At 44.0% G+C, this 17509-nt stretch carries 14 protein-coding genes; 2 read left to right on the top strand and 12 right to left on the bottom strand.

Annotated elements, in window-relative coordinates; genetic code table 11:
• Window positions 1-2 precede the first annotated feature (2 nt).
• The 12 genes from IDJ75_RS14350 to IDJ75_RS14295 all read right to left on the bottom strand — a co-directional run bounded on the left by IDJ75_RS14350 (window position 3) and on the right by IDJ75_RS14295 (window position 14017).
• Complete coding sequence (locus IDJ75_RS14350; protein WP_191176320.1) at window positions 3-1253, bottom strand: nucleoside permease; 1251 nt, start codon at window positions 1251-1253, stop codon at window positions 3-5.
• A 34-nt stretch (window positions 1254-1287) separates the two neighbouring features.
• Window positions 1288-1719, bottom strand: coding sequence for a c-type cytochrome (locus IDJ75_RS14345; RefSeq protein WP_191176319.1), 432 nt, complete (start codon window positions 1717-1719; stop codon window positions 1288-1290).
• Between the two features lie 17 nt (window positions 1720-1736).
• Window positions 1737-2789, bottom strand: coding sequence for a sugar phosphate isomerase/epimerase family protein (locus tag IDJ75_RS14340; protein WP_191176318.1), 1053 nt, complete (start codon window positions 2787-2789; stop codon window positions 1737-1739).
• A gap of 4 nt (window positions 2790-2793) precedes the next feature.
• Window positions 2794-3960: a Gfo/Idh/MocA family protein gene (locus tag IDJ75_RS14335; protein WP_224746609.1), complete on the bottom strand. Its 1167-nt coding sequence runs from the start codon at window positions 3958-3960 to the stop codon at window positions 2794-2796.
• A gap of 121 nt (window positions 3961-4081) precedes the next feature.
• The gene (locus tag IDJ75_RS14330; protein ID WP_191176317.1) at window positions 4082-4654 is read right to left on the bottom strand and encodes a gluconate 2-dehydrogenase subunit 3 family protein; all 573 of its coding nucleotides are present in this window, start codon (window positions 4652-4654) and stop codon (window positions 4082-4084) included.
• A gap of 61 nt (window positions 4655-4715) precedes the next feature.
• Window positions 4716-6155 (bottom strand): Gfo/Idh/MocA family protein, encoded by a 1440-nt coding sequence (locus tag IDJ75_RS14325; protein ID WP_191176316.1) that lies wholly within the window; start codon window positions 6153-6155, stop codon window positions 4716-4718.
• A 21-nt stretch (window positions 6156-6176) separates the two neighbouring features.
• Window positions 6177-7856, bottom strand: coding sequence for a GMC oxidoreductase (locus tag IDJ75_RS14320; protein ID WP_191176315.1), 1680 nt, complete (start codon window positions 7854-7856; stop codon window positions 6177-6179).
• Window positions 7857-7953: 97 nt separating this feature from the next.
• Window positions 7954-9669, bottom strand: coding sequence for a GMC oxidoreductase (locus IDJ75_RS14315; protein ID WP_191176314.1), 1716 nt, complete (start codon window positions 9667-9669; stop codon window positions 7954-7956).
• A complete protein-coding gene (locus IDJ75_RS14310; RefSeq protein ID WP_191176313.1) occupies window positions 9669-10223 on the bottom strand; it encodes a gluconate 2-dehydrogenase subunit 3 family protein in 555 nt (184 codons plus the stop codon). Before IDJ75_RS14310 ends, IDJ75_RS14315 begins: the two co-directional genes overlap by 1 nt.
• Window positions 10224-10297: 74 nt before the next feature.
• Complete coding sequence (locus IDJ75_RS14305) at window positions 10298-11212, bottom strand: sugar phosphate isomerase/epimerase family protein (RefSeq protein WP_191176312.1); 915 nt, start codon at window positions 11210-11212, stop codon at window positions 10298-10300.
• A gap of 22 nt (window positions 11213-11234) precedes the next feature.
• On the bottom strand, window positions 11235-12776 hold the full coding sequence (locus tag IDJ75_RS14300; RefSeq protein ID WP_191176311.1) for a TolB family protein: 1542 nt from the start codon (window positions 12774-12776) through the stop codon (window positions 11235-11237).
• A 149-nt stretch (window positions 12777-12925) separates the two neighbouring features.
• Entirely contained in the window at window positions 12926-14017 is a 1092-nt protein-coding gene (locus IDJ75_RS14295) for a fatty acid desaturase (RefSeq protein ID WP_191176310.1), read from the bottom strand.
• Between the two features lie 240 nt (window positions 14018-14257).
• On the opposite strand from IDJ75_RS14295, the gene IDJ75_RS14290 reads away from it, so the two are divergent.
• Together IDJ75_RS14290 and IDJ75_RS14285 are read left to right on the top strand one after the other, a co-directional pair.
• Entirely contained in the window at window positions 14258-17029 is a 2772-nt protein-coding gene (locus tag IDJ75_RS14290; protein ID WP_191176309.1) for a TonB-dependent receptor, read from the top strand.
• Window positions 16977-17492 carry a PH domain-containing protein gene (locus tag IDJ75_RS14285; protein WP_191176308.1) on the top strand — a complete coding sequence of 172 codons (516 nt, stop codon included), beginning with the start codon at window positions 16977-16979 and terminating at the stop codon, window positions 17490-17492. The genes IDJ75_RS14290 and IDJ75_RS14285 overlap by 53 nt, the downstream gene beginning before the upstream one ends.
• Window positions 17493-17509: the final 17 nt, after the last annotated feature.

Raw genomic sequence — 17509 nt, 5'->3', positions numbered from 1 at the left:
AGTTATACTTCTACCCTGCCTTGTGGTTCTTCAATATCCAAACCCGGTTGTGTTTGTATCTGGTTGGTATCTTTAAAGAAAAGAACAAACACCAGGAATACAAATGCTGCAATACCTGCAGGTATCAGCCAAATGGTTGTCCAGTTGTGAGCGGTGTCAGATATTTTCCAATGATCTACTATTGGCCCTGAAATGTACGAACCAATAAGCATTCCTACCCCGTAAGTTGCCAGTGTAATAAAACCTTGTGCCGCGCTTTTAAAACGTTCGCCTGCAAGGTTATCGGTATAGATCTGGCCCGTTACGAAGAAGAAATCGTAGCAGATACCATGCATCACAATACCTGCAATAAGCATCCAGTAGTTTGAACCGGTATCGCCGTAAGCAAAAAATATGTAACGTAATACCCAAGCAATCATACCCACAGCCAGCATTTTTTTAACGCCAAGGCGTACAAAAAACAAAGGCATCAGGGCCATAAAAGCAAGCTCGGAGATCTGCCCCATTGATTGTTTACCTGCAGCAGCCTTCATACCAACCTCGTTAAGGAATGGATTAGTAAAGTTGTAGTAAAATGCCAAAGGCACGCATATAGCAACCGAAGCCAGGAAGAAAATAAGGTATGACCTGTTCTTTAATAAGCCTATGGAATCTAAACCCATGATATCACTTAATGAAGTTTTCTGGCCCTTTTTAGCCGGAGGTGTAGCAGGTAAAGTAAAGCTTAATAAACCCAATACCAATGAAGCAATAGCCGCCATTTTAAAGGTTAATACTAATGAATTGCTTTGCTCCCAGCCAAGCCAACCGATGGTTAAACCAGCAATGATCCAGCCTGCGGTACCGAATATACGGATAGGCGGAAATTCTTTGCTTGGGTTTGCCATTTGCTTAAACGACACCGAATTTACCAGTGCCAGTGTTGGCATATAAACGATCATGTAAGCCAATATAATGGGGAAAAAACCATCAAAATTGGGGATAGTTGTGATATAATACAGCAACGCCGCGCCGGTTAAATGTAAAATACCCAAAACTTTTTGGGCCGAGAAAAATCTGTCGGCAATTAACCCAATAATGAAGGGTGCAATGATTGCACCCCATGATTGTGTTGCATAAGCATTACCGTTTTGTACACCGGTTGCACCTAATGTTTTGCCTAAATAAGTCCCCATTGTTACAAACCATGCACCCCAGATAAAAAACTCCAGGAACATCATGGTAGATAACTTAACGCGTGTTGTTACGGTCATAATTGGTTTTGGTTTAAATTGGTTAGGTTTAGTGTTATTTTACTGATAAAATATATTTTACCATTTCTTTAGCATCAGCTAACGGAAGATCGGCGTGTGCGGTCATTGGTACAGTGCCCCAGTTGCCGCTGCCTCCTTTAATAACCTTTTCGGCCAGCATATCAATATCGCTGTCTTTATATTTTTTGGCGATATCAACCAGCGCAGGGCCAATTACTTTGGTTTGCGCGTTGTGGCAGGTGTTACAATCGTTATTAGCCATTAAAGTTTCGCCTTTGTTGCCAGATGTACCGCTATTGTTATCAGTACCTATTTTGGTTGCAGAAGTATCTGCGTTTGGCTGTTGTGCTACAGCGTTATTGTTGCTTGATGCTGCGCTATCGCTTTTGTCGCCCTCGGCTGGTTTATTGCCGCCACATGCAGCTAAAGCTAAGCTTATACCTAATATTATGAATACCTTTTTCATTGTTGCGTTTTTTAAATTTATAGTCCTAATAGTGATCTGTTAAATGCGTCATCGCTGCCGGATGCAGCGAAATCATCAAAGGCACGGTCTGTAACCCTGATGATATGGTCTTTTATAAATTGTGCGCCTTCGCGTGCACCATCTTCCGAATTTTTTAAAGCACACTCCCATTCAAGCACTGCCCAACCTTTATAATCGTACTGGGTAAGCTTGCTAAAAATGCCTTTAAAATCAACCTGCCCGTCGCCAAGTGAACGGAAACGGCCTGCACGGTCAATCCAATCGGCATAACCGCCGTAAACACCCTGCCTGCCGGTAGGATTAAATTCGGCATCTTTTACATGGAACATTTTAATGCGTTCGTGGTAAATGTCAATGTATTCCAGGTAATCCATAGCCTGCAATATAAAGTGCGACGGATCATATAACAAGTTAGCGCGCTTATGGTTGTTAACTTTGCCCAAAAATCTTTCATAGCTAACGCCATCGTGCAGGTCTTCGCCCGGGTGTATCTCGTAACAAAGGTCAATTCCGTTCTCGTCAAATACGTTCAGGATAGGCTCCCAGCGTTTGGCCAGCTCATCAAAAGCGGCATCAACCAAACCGGCGGGGCGTTGCGGCCACGGGTAAACCATGCCCCAAATTAACGCGCCGCTAAAAGTTACATGCGCGTTTAGCCCAAGGTTTTTTGATGCTTTAGCGGCAGCATGTAATTGCGATACCGCCCATTTTTGCCTTTCGGCAGGGTTGCCTTTAACCTTATCGGGCGCAAAAGCATCAAAAAGGCTATCGTAAGCCGGGTTAACGGCTACCAGTTGCCCTTGCAGGTGTGTAGAAAGCTCTGTTATCTCTAAACCTGCCTCGTTCACTATCCCTTTTATCTCGTCGGCATAGGTTTTACTATCAGCCGCCTTTTGCAGGTCAATAAAACGCAGATCGTTGGTTGGCAGCTGTACGCCTTTGTAACCCAAGCCTGTCGCCCATTGGCAAATCGACTTCAGATCGTTAAAAGGCGCTTCGTTCCCAATAAACTGTGCTAAAAATATGGCCGGTCCTTTAATGGTGTTCATACGTTTAGATGGTATATTTAGTCCATTTTTCGTTACTACCGTTAGAGGCAACAACATTATTAATAAAAGCCATGCCCCTTATCCCGTCATCTACAGAAGGGAAATCAACCCATTCAGGTACTTCCCTGCCTTCAATTTTAGCGCTGAGCGCTATAGCGAAGTTGCGGTATAAGTTACCAAATGCTTCCAGGTAACCCTCAGGGTGACCGCCCGGTGTGCGGCAGTTTGAAGTTGCAGCGCCTGCTAAACGGTCAGTGTAGCCACTCCCTGCACGCAATGTCTCGGCAGGTTTATCAAACCATTTAATGGTAAGCGTATTTGGCTCCATTTGTTCCCACTCCAAGCCCCCATTCTCACCAAATACGCGGATAGACAAAGCATTCTCTTCGCCCGCAGCAACCTGCGATGCAATAAGGGTGCCTGTTGCACCGCCATCAAAACGAAGCAATACAGCGCCGTCATCATCCAGCATACGGCCATCAACCACAATGTTCAAAGAAGCGTTAAGCTCATCGATCTTTTGGCCTGATATATATTCGGCCAAATGTGCAGCGTGGGTACCAATATCGCCCATTGCGCCGGCTTTACCAGATTTAGACGGATCGGTACGCCATGAGGCCTGGGCATTGCCTTCGCGCTCTGAAAGGCGGCTTAGCCAGCCTTGCAGATACTCAACATATATTTTTCTTACTTTACCTAAAGCGCCGCTTTTAATAATCTCGCGCGCCTGCTTTACCATTGGGTAACCTGCATAGGTATGTGTAAGCAGCAGCATCAATCCGGTTTCTTCTACCTTGGCTTTCAGCTGTTTCGCTTCTTCTAAAGTAAAGGTGATGGGTTTTTCAATCACCACGTTAAAGCCATTCTCTAAAGCCTGCATTGCCGGGGCAAAGTGGGCAAAGTTTGGTGTAACAATGGTTACAAAATCCATACGTTCATCAGCCGGTTTTTGAGCCTCGGCTTTAAACATTTCGTCGTAAGTATTGTAAATTCTGTCTTCAGGCAGGAAAAGCAAGCGTCCGCTTTCCTGTGCTATTTCCGGGTGCATGCTCAAGGCACCGCAAACCAGCTCAATTTGGCCGTCCATGTTGGCTGCAATACGGTGTATGGCGCCTATAAAGGCATCCTTACCGCCACCAATCATGCCCATGCGCAATTTTCTGTTACTCATAGTGTGTGTATAAACTTTTTAAAACCCCTTAGCGGTGTAGCTAAGAGGTTCTAAAAGTATAAATTTTGATTTAAAAGTAAAGCCCTTATGCCAAAGGCAGAAAGGGCTTATTTAAAGTTCCTTATGAAAGCGCCCAGGCCCTATCGCCCTTTTTGTAAGGGTAATCGCCTACATATTTGCCCGGTACAGGTACATAACGCAAGGCTTTAGTAGCGCCAACTTCTGATGTAAAGAACCCTAGCAGGGTTAATTGTTTTATCATCGAGAAGTAGTGATTTGGATCCTCGGGCTTTTTACTTTTTGAGTAATCTTTAGCTTCTTTATCCAAATCGGTGAGTAACTCGGTACGTTGTTTGGCATCAGCCTCTAAAAATCCTTTTTTGAACTTTTTGTTGCTGGCTTCATTTAACTGACCGATACCTTTTTTGAAGATCTTTTGATCATCTTCTGTATAGCAATCCCTAACCATGATGGCCATAAAACCGCCAACATTGGCCGCTTTTGCGCCCGGTGTTTTTGTTTCAGGTAAAATGGTTTCGCCTACTTCATTTAAAAAAGCGGTAGTATCCTTAGCAAACAGGTCCTCAGTATTTACTGTACTTCCTGACTTACAGCCTGATATAAAGAGCTCGGCACCAATTACCGTTCCTCCAAGTATCAAACCAACTCTGCTTATCGCGTCTCTTCTATTCATTTTTTTATAGAATTATGAGTTAATATTATTTTTATTGATTTAGTGGTTTTAAGGTATCGGCCTACGCCTTTAACTCAAAACCAGGGCGGTATTCGCGTTTAATGTATTGGTTAACAGCATCAAAGTTTGTAACCTTCATAGCGTTGTTATCCCAGTTTAATTTAATACTGCCGCCTTTTAATTCATGGCCGCGTACTGCAAGGTTAGCCATTAACAATGCTTCGGTAAGCGGGCCGGCTTTCTCGAACGAGGAGCTTAACTCGGTTTTACCATAACCTGCTATACAACCTTCTACCCACTGTGCGTAGTGGCCATTAGCACCGCCCGGTACACGTGCCCATTTCTGAGGCGCTTTTGCACTTGCGGTACGTTCTTTTGGCAATAACGTTGCTGCGTCAGAGTAGGTACTTGCGTACATTTTACCTTTTGTACCGATAAATAATGTACCGTTACCTTCTTCGCCACCCCATTTTTCGCTTGCGCCTAATTCAATTGGCCTTTCGGGCTGTATACCACCATCCATCCAATGCAGGGTAACATCGCCTTTGGTTTTGTTTGTTTTAGGGAAAGTTAATGTAATATGGCTTGATGGAGGGCAGCTTTCAGGGAAATGGCCTTGTTTAAACTCATCAACATAAACACTACCTACGCTTGCCTGTACATCTTTTGCGTATTGGATACCCAATACACGGAAAGGTGCTTCAACAAGGTGGCAACCCATGTCGCCAAGGGCGCCGGTTCCGTAATCCCACCATCCGCGCCAGTTAAACGGCACTAATTTATCTACATAATCTTTTTTAGGCGCTGTACCTAACCAAAGGTCCCAATCAAGTTCTTTTGGGATATTTGGCTGCGGATCAGGCCATTTAATACCTTGTGGCCAAACAGGGCGGTTTGTCCAGCAGTAAACGGTATGCACATCACCAATCAGGTCGGCATCATACCATTCAGACATTAAACGGGTACCATCGTTTGATGCGCCCTGGTTGCCCATTTGTGTAACTACTTTATATTTTTTGGCTGCCTCTGTTAATAAACGGGCTTCCCAAATATCATGCGTTAGTGGTTTTTGCACGTAAACGTGCTTACCCAGCGTCATGGCATGATAGGTTATAATAGCGTGGTTATGATCGGGAGTTGATACCGATACGGCATCAAAGTTTTTGTGCTCCTTATCATACATTTCGCGCCAGTCTTTATAGTATTTGGCTTTAGGGAATGCAGCTCTTGATTTTGCAGCGCGACGGTCGTCAACATCGCACAGGAAAGCGATATTTGCTTTACCGCTTTTTGCAAAGTTGGCAATATCGCTCTCGCCTTTACCCCCTGCACCTACACCGGCTATGTTAAGCATATCGCTTGGTGCTGTATAACCGGTACCGCCTAATACAAAGCGTGGTACAATCATAAAGCCTGCAGCTGCCAACGCACCCGATTTAATAAAGTCCCGCCTTGACGGGCTGGTACTTTCGTTTGTTGTAGTCTCTTTTTCTTCAGTCATTGTAGTCGAATTTCAATACTGTTAAATGTTACCTTTTTTCAATTCTTTTACAGCAAAATCAGCTGCACGGGCGGTAAGTGCCATGTAGGTAAGCGATGGGTTTTGGCATGCTGCCGAAGCCATAGCGGCACCGTCTGTTACAAACACGTTTTTAGCATCCCAAACCTGGTTGTTACCATTCAATACTGATGATTTTGGATCGCGGCCCATACGTGCTGTACCCATTTCGTGAATACCACGGCCTAATACCGGCTCTGATGTGTAGGTTTGTACATCTTTAACACCAGCGTTCTCCAGCATTTCTTTTGCATCATTCATCATATCGATACGCATTTTACGCTCGTTATCTTTACACTCTGCATCAATAGCCAGAATTGGCAAGCCCCATTTATCTTTCTTAGTTTTATCAAGGTAAACACGATTTTCGTGATATGGAAGAGTTTCGCCGAAACCACCCATACCAAAGCCCCAGCTTCCTGGTTCGGTTAATGCATCTTTAAAGTCGCCACCAATATTCAGTTCGGCAATATCACGGCCCCAGCCACTGCGGCTGCCGCCACCCTGGTAACCAAACCCACGGATATAATCGCGCTTTTCGCCGTTTAAGTTACGGTAACGAGGTATGTAAATACCATTAGCCCTACGGCCAAAGGTGTATTTATCTTCAAAGCCTTCTACACGGCCGCCTGCACCCACACCTAAGTGGTGGTCCATTAGGTTATGCCCCAATTGGCCGCTGCTGCTGCCTAAGCCACCTTCCCATACATCGGTAGCCGAGTTCATTAATACCCAGGCACTGTTTAATGCAGATGCGTTAACGAAAACTATTTTGGCGAAAAATTCATATGTTTTGTTGGTTTCAGCATCCAATATCTCAACACCTTTAGCCTTCTTGGTGTCTTTATCGTAAATGATCTTGGTTACGATTGACCACGGGCGAAGCGTTAAATTACCAGTTGCCATTGCCGCAGGCAATGTAGCCGACTGGGTACTGAAATAAGCACCAAACGGGCAACCTAACCAACACTTGTTACGGTACTGGCAGTTAGTACGGTTATTATGCGGCACAGTGATATTGGCTGTACGGCCAATAATGAAATGCCTTGAATCTTTATAAAATTCTTTATAACGTTTCTGAACATCTTTTTCTACAATGTTCATATCCATTGGCGGCATAAAATCGCCATCAGGAAGAATTGGAACGCCATCTTTATTACCGGAGATACCGGCAAATCTTTCTGCATAGCCATACCAGTCATGCAGATCCTTATAACGGATAGGCCAGTCGGTACCGATACCATCTTTTGCATTAGCTTCAAAATCGGTATCGTGCCAGCGGTATGATTGCCTGCCCCACATTAACGAGCGGCCACCTACGTGGTACCCCCTAAACCAATCGAAACGTTTGATCTCGGTATACGGGCTCTCTTTTTCGTTGGTCCAATAGTCAAGGTTAGTTTCATTTAGCGGGTAATCGCGTTTTAAAACGGGATAATCCTCGATCATTTTTTGCGTTCGTCCGCCCCTGTGTTCAAATTCCCACGGGCCTTTGTTGGCATTAACATAATCTTTAATGTGCTCGATATTTTTACCGCGCTCTAACATGATGGTTTTTAAGCCCTTCTCGGTCAGTTCTTTTGCAGCCCAGCCGCCTGAGATACCTGAACCAATGACTATTGCGTCATAAGTGTTTGTAGACATAAAAGTATAGCGTTAAATAAATTTATTACGTAATTGGTTGTTCCGTCTAATGTATGAATAAAAATTATTTTACAAACCTTTTTTCATTGTGTTTTTTTTACACATTGCGCTTTTTCATTTCGCCTATGGCATGGTTTACCGCTCGGGCGGTAAAAGCCATATAAGTAAGCGATGGATTTTGGCAACTTGTTGATGTCATGCTGGCTCCGTCGGTAACGTATACATTTTTACAGGCGTGCAGGCGGTGCCACTTATCAAGCATTGATGTTTTTGGGTCATTGCCCATACGTACCCCACCCATTTCATGGATATCAAGCCCCGGTGCCCTGTGGTCTGTTGATGCCTGGATGTTGGTGAAACCCGCCGATGTAAACATCTCTGTCATCTGCTCCACATAATCCTTTTTCATTTTCTCGTCGTTATCATCATAATCAACCGAGATTTTTAACTGGGGAATGCCCCATGGATCTTTCAGTGATTTATCCAATGCAACATAGTTTGTTTCCTTAGGGATGGTTTCGCCCATCATGTGCGAGCCTACGTGCCAGCTACTCAGGTCTTTTTTAACCAGGTTATTTTTCAGGTCCTGGCCAATACCATCGCTGCTGTTCTGTTCCCAGCGGTATGCACTAAAACCACAGGCATAGCCGCGTAAAAAGTCGGTTTCCTGTTTATAAACATTCCTGAAACGCGGTATGTAGCCACCACCTGCAGGGTTGCGGCCATCTGTTGTCCATTCCTTAGCGCCATCGTACTCAGCGTTTATATGCGCCGAATAATTATGGAATGCTACATATTTACCCAGGGTACCGCTATCATTGCCCAAGCCATTGGGGAAACGGCTTGATGTTGAGTTAAGCAGTATCAGGTTGCTGTTTAAGGCAGCCGCGTTAACAAAAATAACCTCGGCATAGTATTCTATGGCTTCTTTGGTGTTGGCATCAATAACCCTTACACCGGTTGCCTTGCCTTTTTTATCGTCGTAAATAATAGATTCGACAACCGAATGCGGCCTTAATGTACAATGACCGGATTTTAACGCCCACGGAATAGTTGATGAATTAGCGCTGAAGTAGCCGCCAAACGGGCAACCGCGCTGGCATAAGGTACGTTCCTGGCACTGGCCCCTGCCCTGGTCTAAATGGATCTGGTTGGGTTTTGATAAGTGTGCACAACGTGCGCTTATTACGTGCCTGTTCTTGTATGTTTTTTTAACGTGGTTACTAAAATAGGTTTCTACAGCATTCAGCGGGAAAGCCGGTAAAAATTCACCGTCGGGCAGTTCGTCTAAACCGTCGCGGTTACCTGATATGCCTGCAAATCTCTCAACATAGCTGTACCAGGGTGCGATATCGGCATAACGGATAGGCCAGTCAACCGCGAAACCATCACGGGCAGGGCCTTCAAAGTCAAAATCGCTCCATCGCTGGGTTTGGCGTGCCCACAAAAGGGATTTGCCGCCGGTTTGATATCCGCGGATCCAGTCAAAAGGTTTTTCCTGAACGTAGGGATGCTCAGCATCCTTTACAAAAAAGTGAGCAGCATCTTCACCAAATGCATAGCAGCGGTTCACTATAGGGTTTGCTTTTTGCACGTCATCGGGCAGTACGCCATGATGCGGGAATTCCCAGGGATATAAGTTTGTTGTTGGATAATCTTTTAGATGCTTTACGTCGCGGCCACGCTCTAAAACAAGCGTTTTTAAGCCTTTGTCTGTAAACTCTTTCGCGGCCCAGCCACCACTCATACCCGACCCTATAACGATGGCATCAAACGTACGATCCTTTACACTATCAATATTTAAATTAGCCATTACGCTGTAGCTTTACTTTTAACCGGGAACATGGCATTATACCGCCCCGGAACCAATTCATATACTATTTGCTTCGTCATAAAATATTGGGATGTGGTGTAGCCAAACACAGTTTGGTCTTTTACCATTTTGTAGAAAGCTATCAGCTTTGTATTATCCTTATATTTTTCGTCTTTGCTTTTTTTGTCGATACCGCTTACAAACGTAACACGCTCTTTAGCGGTACTGTCATTAAATGATTTACCCAATTGTTTTTTGGCTTCGGCAGCAAAATCACTTAAGCCGGTAATAAAATCGGCACGGTGCTCTTTATCATAGCAATCATCAATCATTTTAAAAACAAAAAGATTGATGCCAAGATCCATAGCGCCGGGGGTATCGGTTTTGGGCAGTATGGTTTCTGTAAGATTATTTACCAGATTTTCCTGGTCGGCATCAATTTTAAGGTGTTTTAACTGTACAACAGCTTTACCCTTATCGCTTAAGCACGATGGCAAAACCGCCGCGCTGCCTAAAATAAGGGCCATGTTCCGTATCGCAATTCTGCGGTTCATATTCAAATTCAATAGTTTATAATGACCTGAGTGTTAAAAATACAATTAGGAGCCGTTAAAGTACCTTTAAACTCTTAATATCCCCACTTTTTCATGGTTTGTAAATCAATTTTTACACAATCAATCGGATCCATGCCCTGGTACGATTCCTGCTCAATTATCAGGTACACGGTGCCGCCGGTTTTTTTAGCTGCTTTTAATACCTCTTTTACCGGTAACACACCCCTGCCTAATATGGTGCTCTCATACCCTGTACCTTCGGTATTGGTAGCACTCTTCACCTCGTCTTTAACGTGCATAGAGATAAACCTTCCCGGATATTTGTTAATAATAGATATAGCATCGTTCTCACGGCCATACATATTACCAATATCCAGCTGCTGCGAAACCCTGTTGGGGTCGGTATTCTTCATGATATAATCAAACAGGCGCATATTACCTACCATGGTGGTAAATTCAAAATCGTGGTTGTGGTAACCAAATTTCATGTTATATTTTTGGCACAGTTCGCCACTTTTGTTAAACTGATCCATTGTGCGTTTAAGTAGGTCTGTATCATGGCGTACTTTCTCATCCATCCAGGGGCTTATTACAAATTTTTGGCCCATGGCGGCTGCATCTTCAACGGTATATTTCCAGGCATCGGTAAAATCGTTTGTGGCGGTATCCCAATGTGCCGAAGTCATCACGGTATGCCCGCTTGGCATTTGCAGTCCAAGGTCATCTAATACTTTTTTAAACTCTTTTGCGGTCCACCCGTAAAACTTGCGGTTAATATAATTAGCATGCTCTACGTGCTGATAACCCATATCTGACAACTTTTTTAAGGTGCCTGCCGGGTCTTTCATCATTGCATCGCGTACCGAGTACAATTGGATACCTACCCTTTGGATCTGGGCGGGTGCTGCAAACAGATCATTTGGCATTAAGGCCGCGGCAGTTGCCGCAATGGCGCTGTTTTTTAAAAAGGTTCTGCGTGATGATGTCATTTTATTGGGTTTTAATTGAGATTTAGTTGTTACTTATAGGAAACGCCGGAAACAAAAGATTGGTATTACTTACAAAGGCAATATGCTTACTATCAGGCGACCAGGATGGTGTATTGATAGTACCCTGCCCGCCATATAAATACGCAACTACTTTTGGCTGCCCGCCTGTAATTGGCATTACACGCAGGTAAACGTGCTTATAGAAAGGATGATCGCCGGGGGCAACTTCGCTTTTAAGGAAAGTGATAAACACTATCCATTTACCATCGGGCGATACATGCGGGAACCAGTTGTTATTATCATCGTTAGTGACCTGCATTTGGTTGCTGCCATCGGCATTCATGCGCCAAACCTGCATTAAACCACTGCGTACCGAATTAAAGTAGATAAATTTACCGTCGGGTGTGTACTCCGGGCCATCATCAAGGCCGGGCGTGTTGGTCAACCTTTCTTCAGGGCCGCCTGCAACGGGCACGCGGTAAACATCATACTCCTTATTACGTTCGCCGCAAAAAACCAGGAATTTACCATCCGGCGACCAGCCATGCATATATGAGGCGCCTTTGCCTGTTTCGGTAACCCGGCGTGGTTCACCTCCGGTTACCGGCACAACGAAACCTACAGAAGGGCTGCCATTATCGTTATTGCTTATGGTTAGCCATTTGCCATCGAATGATAAAACGTGATCGTTATTATTGCCTTTGGCCGCGCCTGTATTTAATACGACCGGTATATTTGTAGCCAGGTTATATTTATATAGTAAACCCTCGCTGTTGTAAATAAGCGACTTGTTATCAACAGTCCAGTTGGGTGCCTGTAATGATTTTGGGGATTGGTATATAATACGGCTGTTTTGCGTTTGCATATCCAGTATCTCGATATTGCTGCCCAGGTATTGTTTATAAGTCACCAGGTCGGCCGGAGCGGGTGTAACTATCCTTACATTGCTGAATATGGCTTTCTCTGACACAGCCGGGTTATGCGAGCAAACAAAAATGCCCACGTAAACCTCATCGCCCAGGTTAAGATCTATTTTTTCTTCGGGGCCAAACACATCACCTTTACGCGCTACAGACATGGTGTAGGTTTTGCCTTTTCTTTCCAGCTGGATAACATCGGCGGCTGTAATGGCCGACTTTTGCTCTTTAGTACTATCGCCATCGGCAACACGGTATTGCAGCGAGGTTAGCCCATCGCCATGTACAACAGCGTTAACATGTGCAGATGTGCCATTTAAGGACTTACGCACCATCAGCCCTAACTTGCGGTGTGCCTCGGTGCCTTTGCCAACAAACGCGGTATTTGTACGTAATATAAAATCGCCTTTTACGCGTTTCCACACAAAATGAAATTCATCCTTACCGAACCAGATATTGGTACCTGAGCCAGTAACCGTGTACTGCTGGTTGGCAGCATTATAAACAACACTACCTTTGTTTTTCACCGGCCCTACGTCACTATTGCCATCAAATATACCTGCCGGCCTGTTTTGCGCATAAATGTTCGCAACAAACACAGCACTTACCAGCATGCCGGTAAATAAGCAAATAGTTTTTTTGAGCATGAGCGTTAGGCTTTGTTAATTGGTTGACTAAGATATATATTCATTTATAAAAAAACCAGTTTAAACCAGCTTTAAAACAAAAAAGGGGTGCTTCCGCACCCCTTTTTTGTTTTAACCCGCATAACAAGTTAAAATAGTATCAATATGTGTTAAATAACTTCCGTTGCAAAGATCTGCTTACCCGTTGTTGGGCAAAAAACTGGCTTAGCTACTATAGTTTCTGTAACAGGTACTTTAATATAATCTTTATAGAACTGCTTTTTCGAATCGTGGTAATGGCTTATTGCCCCTACCATGCTCATAAATTTGATGTAATACCACGCACCGTCAACCTGGTGAGGCTTAAAGCCCGAACGCGCACTTTTTGGGTACAAGTGATGGTTATTATGCCATTCGCCGGCAACAATACCCGGCCAAAGCTGGTTAACCGACATGTCCTTACGGTTATGGTCTATTCCATCCCGGCGTTTGTCTTCGCCTTTTCCGTGGCCTTCATAGTTAAAGGTACGTACACCAACAGCCCAAAAACCGGCCGCGCCAAAAATAGCACATGCTAAACCCGGCCCGCCAAGCAGGTAAAATACGGCAAACCAAAATGCCCAGTTGGCAACAACACCCAATACCATGTGGAACGGGTTAGCAACCGACCCCCATTTTTTATACTGCGCGTATGTATTGCATGTAACGCCGGTATGTTTCATTAAAGTAAGGCAACGGTTGTAACCTTTCTCATCTAAATTACGATTAACAGGCTGGTGATTTGCATCAGCTAAAAAACAGTACAGGAAACCGCCCTGCGCGTTATAGGGATCGCCCGGGGTATCAGATAATGCATGGTGCACATGGTGCGATATAGCATAGATCTCCTCGGGAATAATTTTAAGGGTAAGGTTTTGAGTAAAGAAACGCCAAAAATTGTTTTTAAATTTAAAGGCGCCATGGGTACAATACCGGTGGTACCATATAGTACCATGCGTACCCATTACTATCATACTGTATACAAAAGCTATAATTAAGCCGGTTACAGAAAAATACTTAAATACAAACAGGAACAGGAACGGCGCAAGGAAAAGTACCATACCCCAGCTCATGAAAGAGAGCCAGTTTTTTTTATCCTTAAATACGTTTAAACGGGAAAAAAATTCAGAGAAAATCTGTTTGGGGGTTGGCTTTGAAAGTTCGCCGTCGGCGTTTTTCCATCCGTAAGATGGTTCTTGCAACACCTCGTGTATAAATGCCATTAGTAGCGGGATTTTAGTTTAATCAATTGGTTGTATAGGGGGACTTACGCATTAAAGATACCGAAAGGTTTTCAATAAATGTTAAAAAGTTTAATAAATAATTAATTTGTCATTAAAGTGTCTGGTCTATTGCAACATTTGTATGACGACCACATTACTCCCTGCAACAATTGTATGACGATGCCTTTAATATTTAAACTTAGTAATACATTGATTGTCATTAGCTAAATATCAACAGCCATGACAAAATTTATACCCCTTGTTCTTTTGTTTTGCTCTTTATTATTTCCTCATCATGTGTTTGCACAGCAGCCACGTGAAGTTAGCGGGACTGTTACCGATACGCTTGGCGCTGTGCCGGGCATTACTATTAAACTCATTTCAAACGCGGATAGTATAGTTACTACAAGCGATATTAAAGGCGCGTATCATTTTACGGGTGTAAAAGGGAAAAACTTTAAGCTAACGGTATCAGGGTTGGGTTACCAGGGGTTTACACGTAAGTACACTACTGATAGTGATACAAAGCCAATCTTGCTTCCCCCTATCAAACTCAGCATCCAGATGAATTACCTTGGCGTGGTAAATATTACTGCGGTTATCCCTATAGTTATTAAAGAAGATACTATACAGTATAATGCCGCAGCATATAAGGTGCGGGAAGGGTCGCAGGTGGAAGACCTCATCAAGAAGATGCCGGGTATTACTGTTGACAAGGATGGAAATGTTACCGCCCATGGCAAACAGGTAACCAAGGTACGCGTTAACGGTAAGGATTATTTTACCGGCGATGTGCAAACAGCCACTCAAAACCTGCCCGCCGATATTGTTGACAACATACAGGTAATTGACGATTACGGCGACCAGGCCAACCTAACCGGCATCAAAACCGGCGAACCTGATAAGGTTTTAAACATCACCATACAAAAAGGAAAGCGCACCGGCAATTTTGGGCAGGCCACGGTAGGCGCCGGTAATGATGACCGTTACCTTGCTAAACTATCGGCCAATAATTTTAAGGAGGATAGACAGATTGCCCTTATAGGTACCTGGAATAATAACAACACCAATTCGTTTAACCTGGGCAGCGGCGGCAGCGGAGGTGGCCGGGGCGGCCGTGGGGGCGGTGGCGGTGACGCAGGGAGTGGCATCAGTACGGCAAACGGCATAACCACAAATAAATCTGCAGGCTTCAATTACCGCGACGAATGGGGTAAAAAAATAACCGCTTACGGCAGCTATAGTTTTGCCGACAGGGACAGGCTAACTACCAGCACATCGCAAACACAAAACCTTTTTCAAAGCGGTGCAATTATTAATAATGATAACAGTACCGGCCGCACACATAACATTAACCACCGGTTTGGTTTTAATATAGAATACCGTATTGATACCGCAAATTATATGAAGATAAGCCCGAGCTTTTCTTATAATTCATCAAACAGCACCAACATCGATACATTCAGTAACATGCGTAAAAATACCCTGATAAACGGCAATGAACTGGCGCTTACCAATGCTACATCGCCAAGCGGCGGTGTAAGTGTGCTTTACAACCATAAGTTTAAAAAGAAGGGGCGTAACTTTAGCATCAATACAGGCATCAGCTTTTCAAAAAACACGCAGGACCTGAACGACCAATACACTACCCGGCAGGATAGCATTATAACCCCATTATTCCAGCAGATCAATACAAATAATAGTTCGGCAAGAGGGAATATTAACCTGAGCTATACCGAGCCGGTTGGCAAAAGCACCTACCTGGAAGCAAATTACAGCTACAGCCGATCAAATACCGATAATAACCGCTACAACTACAATATTGACCCGGTTACCGGCAAACAAACGTATGTAGATTCGCTAAGCACTTTATATAATTACCAGTTCGTCACCAACCGCTTTGGGTTAAACCTGCGCGGTGTTGAGGCTAAATATAATTACACCGTTGGTTTAGCCGTGCAACCTGCTACGCTCGATGGGCAGTCGCACAATTTTGAAACCTCAACCCGTACTTTTAATTACATACCCACAGCAAGGTTTATTTACAATTTTAAAAAGAACCACTCGTTAGCCATTAATTATACCGGCACCAATAACCAGCCTTCGTTTACGCAGCTGCAATTACAGCCCGATTTTTCGAACCCGCAAAACCGTGTGTACGGTAACCCCGACCTGAAACCCGAGTTTAGCAACAATATCAGCCTGCGCTATAATCAGTTTGATATTGCCAGCGGCAACTCGCTGTTCACCAACCTATCGTTCAACAGCACTCAAAATAAAATTGTGACCAATACTCAGCCTATAACTTTAGCAGGCGGTACAAACAATACCGTACAGGAAACCCGCTATTTAAACACCGATGGCTTTTACTCAGCAAATGGCAACTATGCTTTCTCTAAACCATTTGCCAACCGTAAATACACCGTAACCCTAAACGGCGCTGCCAGTTTTAGCAACAACATCAATTATATTGAGAACGAACGTAACCAGGGCAAAAATTGGGTTTTTAGCCAGGGCGCAAAAGTGCGGGTAGACATTGACAGCCTGATGGATACCGAAGTAAGCGGCAATTACAGCGTTAATACTACACGCTACAGCCTGCCATCATCAATCAGTACTGATGCTAAAACATGGACAATTGGGCTTGACGGGCGCAATTATTTTTTCAACAACCTTGTATTAGGCTATAACCTTACCCAAACCCTTAACAGCGGCTTTAGCAGTACGGTTAAGGCAAACCCTACCTTGTTGAGCACGTATGTGGAGTACCAATTCCTGAAAAACCATTTGGCTGCACTGCGTGTGCAGGGCTTTGATCTGTTTAACCAAAACACAGGCGTATCCCGGGTGGTGAGCGGTAACCAGATCATTGATACCCGCACCAATCGCCTTGGCCGTTATTTTATGCTGACGTTTACCATGCGCCTGCAAAAATTTGCCGGCAGCCGTAACGGCCGCAATGGTGGCGGTAACCGTGGCGGCAGGCGTGGTGGCGGCAGATCGCGCGGTTAAGCTTAATTTAAAAGCAGTTTTGTATATTTATAGCATGGTTGCAGGCGACGTTATTTATCCATCAAAAAAAGGTATAGTTGTTTATATTCCCATTGTTATTTTAGCGGTGGTGGTTGGTGTAAGCATCATCATGGGCGATTATTGGGGCAGCATTTTTTGCGCTGTTGTAGTGTTGGTTGTAGTGGGGCCTATGATATTGAACACCAATTACACCATCAAAGGTGATGGATCGTTAAAGGTGAGGTGCGGCTTTTTTGTGAATATCATTATAGATATTAGCTCGATACGAAAAATAGAAGCAACAAAAAGCGTGTTAAGTTCGCCCGCGTTATCGCTCGACAGGCTGGAGGTGTTTTATAATAAATTTGATTCGGTGATCATCTCCCCCCAAAACAAAGAAGAATTTATTGCCCAACTGCAAAACATAAATCCTGCCATTGAGTATATAAAAAAGACCAGCTAATACTTTTACTACCATAT

It is taken from the genome of Mucilaginibacter rigui (assembly GCF_014773275.1).
Taxonomy (GTDB): Bacteria; Bacteroidota; Bacteroidia; order Sphingobacteriales; family Sphingobacteriaceae; genus Mucilaginibacter; species Mucilaginibacter rigui_A.
Note: the sequence above shows the minus strand (reverse complement) of the source record. Positions and strands in the feature narration are given on the sequence as shown.

Bases quoted from the DNA above. Each gene is read 5' to 3' on its own strand.
- IDJ75_RS14315 (WP_191176314.1), bottom strand. From the start codon at position 9,669: ATGGCTAATTTAAATATTGATAGTGTAAAGGATCGTACGTTTGATGCC.
- IDJ75_RS14290 (WP_191176309.1), top strand. From the start codon at position 14,258: ATGACAAAATTTATACCCCTTGTTCTTTTGTTTTGCTCTTTATTATTT.
- IDJ75_RS14330 (WP_191176317.1), bottom strand. From the start codon at position 4,654: ATGAATAGAAGAGACGCGATAAGCAGAGTTGGTTTGATACTTGGAGGA.
- IDJ75_RS14320 (WP_191176315.1), bottom strand. From the start codon at position 7,856: ATGTCTACAAACACTTATGACGCAATAGTCATTGGTTCAGGTATCTCA.
- IDJ75_RS14340 (WP_191176318.1), bottom strand. From the start codon at position 2,789: ATGAACACCATTAAAGGACCGGCCATATTTTTAGCACAGTTTATTGGG.
- IDJ75_RS14335 (WP_224746609.1), bottom strand. From the start codon at position 3,960: ATGAGTAACAGAAAATTGCGCATGGGCATGATTGGTGGCGGTAAGGAT.
- IDJ75_RS14345 (WP_191176319.1), bottom strand. From the start codon at position 1,719: ATGAAAAAGGTATTCATAATATTAGGTATAAGCTTAGCTTTAGCTGCA.
- IDJ75_RS14305 (WP_191176312.1), bottom strand. From the start codon at position 11,212: ATGACATCATCACGCAGAACCTTTTTAAAAAACAGCGCCATTGCGGCA.
- IDJ75_RS14350 (WP_191176320.1), bottom strand. From the start codon at position 1,253: ATGACCGTAACAACACGCGTTAAGTTATCTACCATGATGTTCCTGGAG.
- IDJ75_RS14325 (WP_191176316.1), bottom strand. From the start codon at position 6,155: ATGACTGAAGAAAAAGAGACTACAACAAACGAAAGTACCAGCCCGTCA.
- IDJ75_RS14310 (WP_191176313.1), bottom strand. From the start codon at position 10,223: ATGAACCGCAGAATTGCGATACGGAACATGGCCCTTATTTTAGGCAGC.
- IDJ75_RS14295 (WP_191176310.1), bottom strand. From the start codon at position 14,017: ATGGCATTTATACACGAGGTGTTGCAAGAACCATCTTACGGATGGAAA.
- IDJ75_RS14285 (WP_191176308.1), top strand. From the start codon at position 16,977: ATGGTGGCGGTAACCGTGGCGGCAGGCGTGGTGGCGGCAGATCGCGCG.
- IDJ75_RS14300 (WP_191176311.1), bottom strand. From the start codon at position 12,776: ATGCTCAAAAAAACTATTTGCTTATTTACCGGCATGCTGGTAAGTGCT.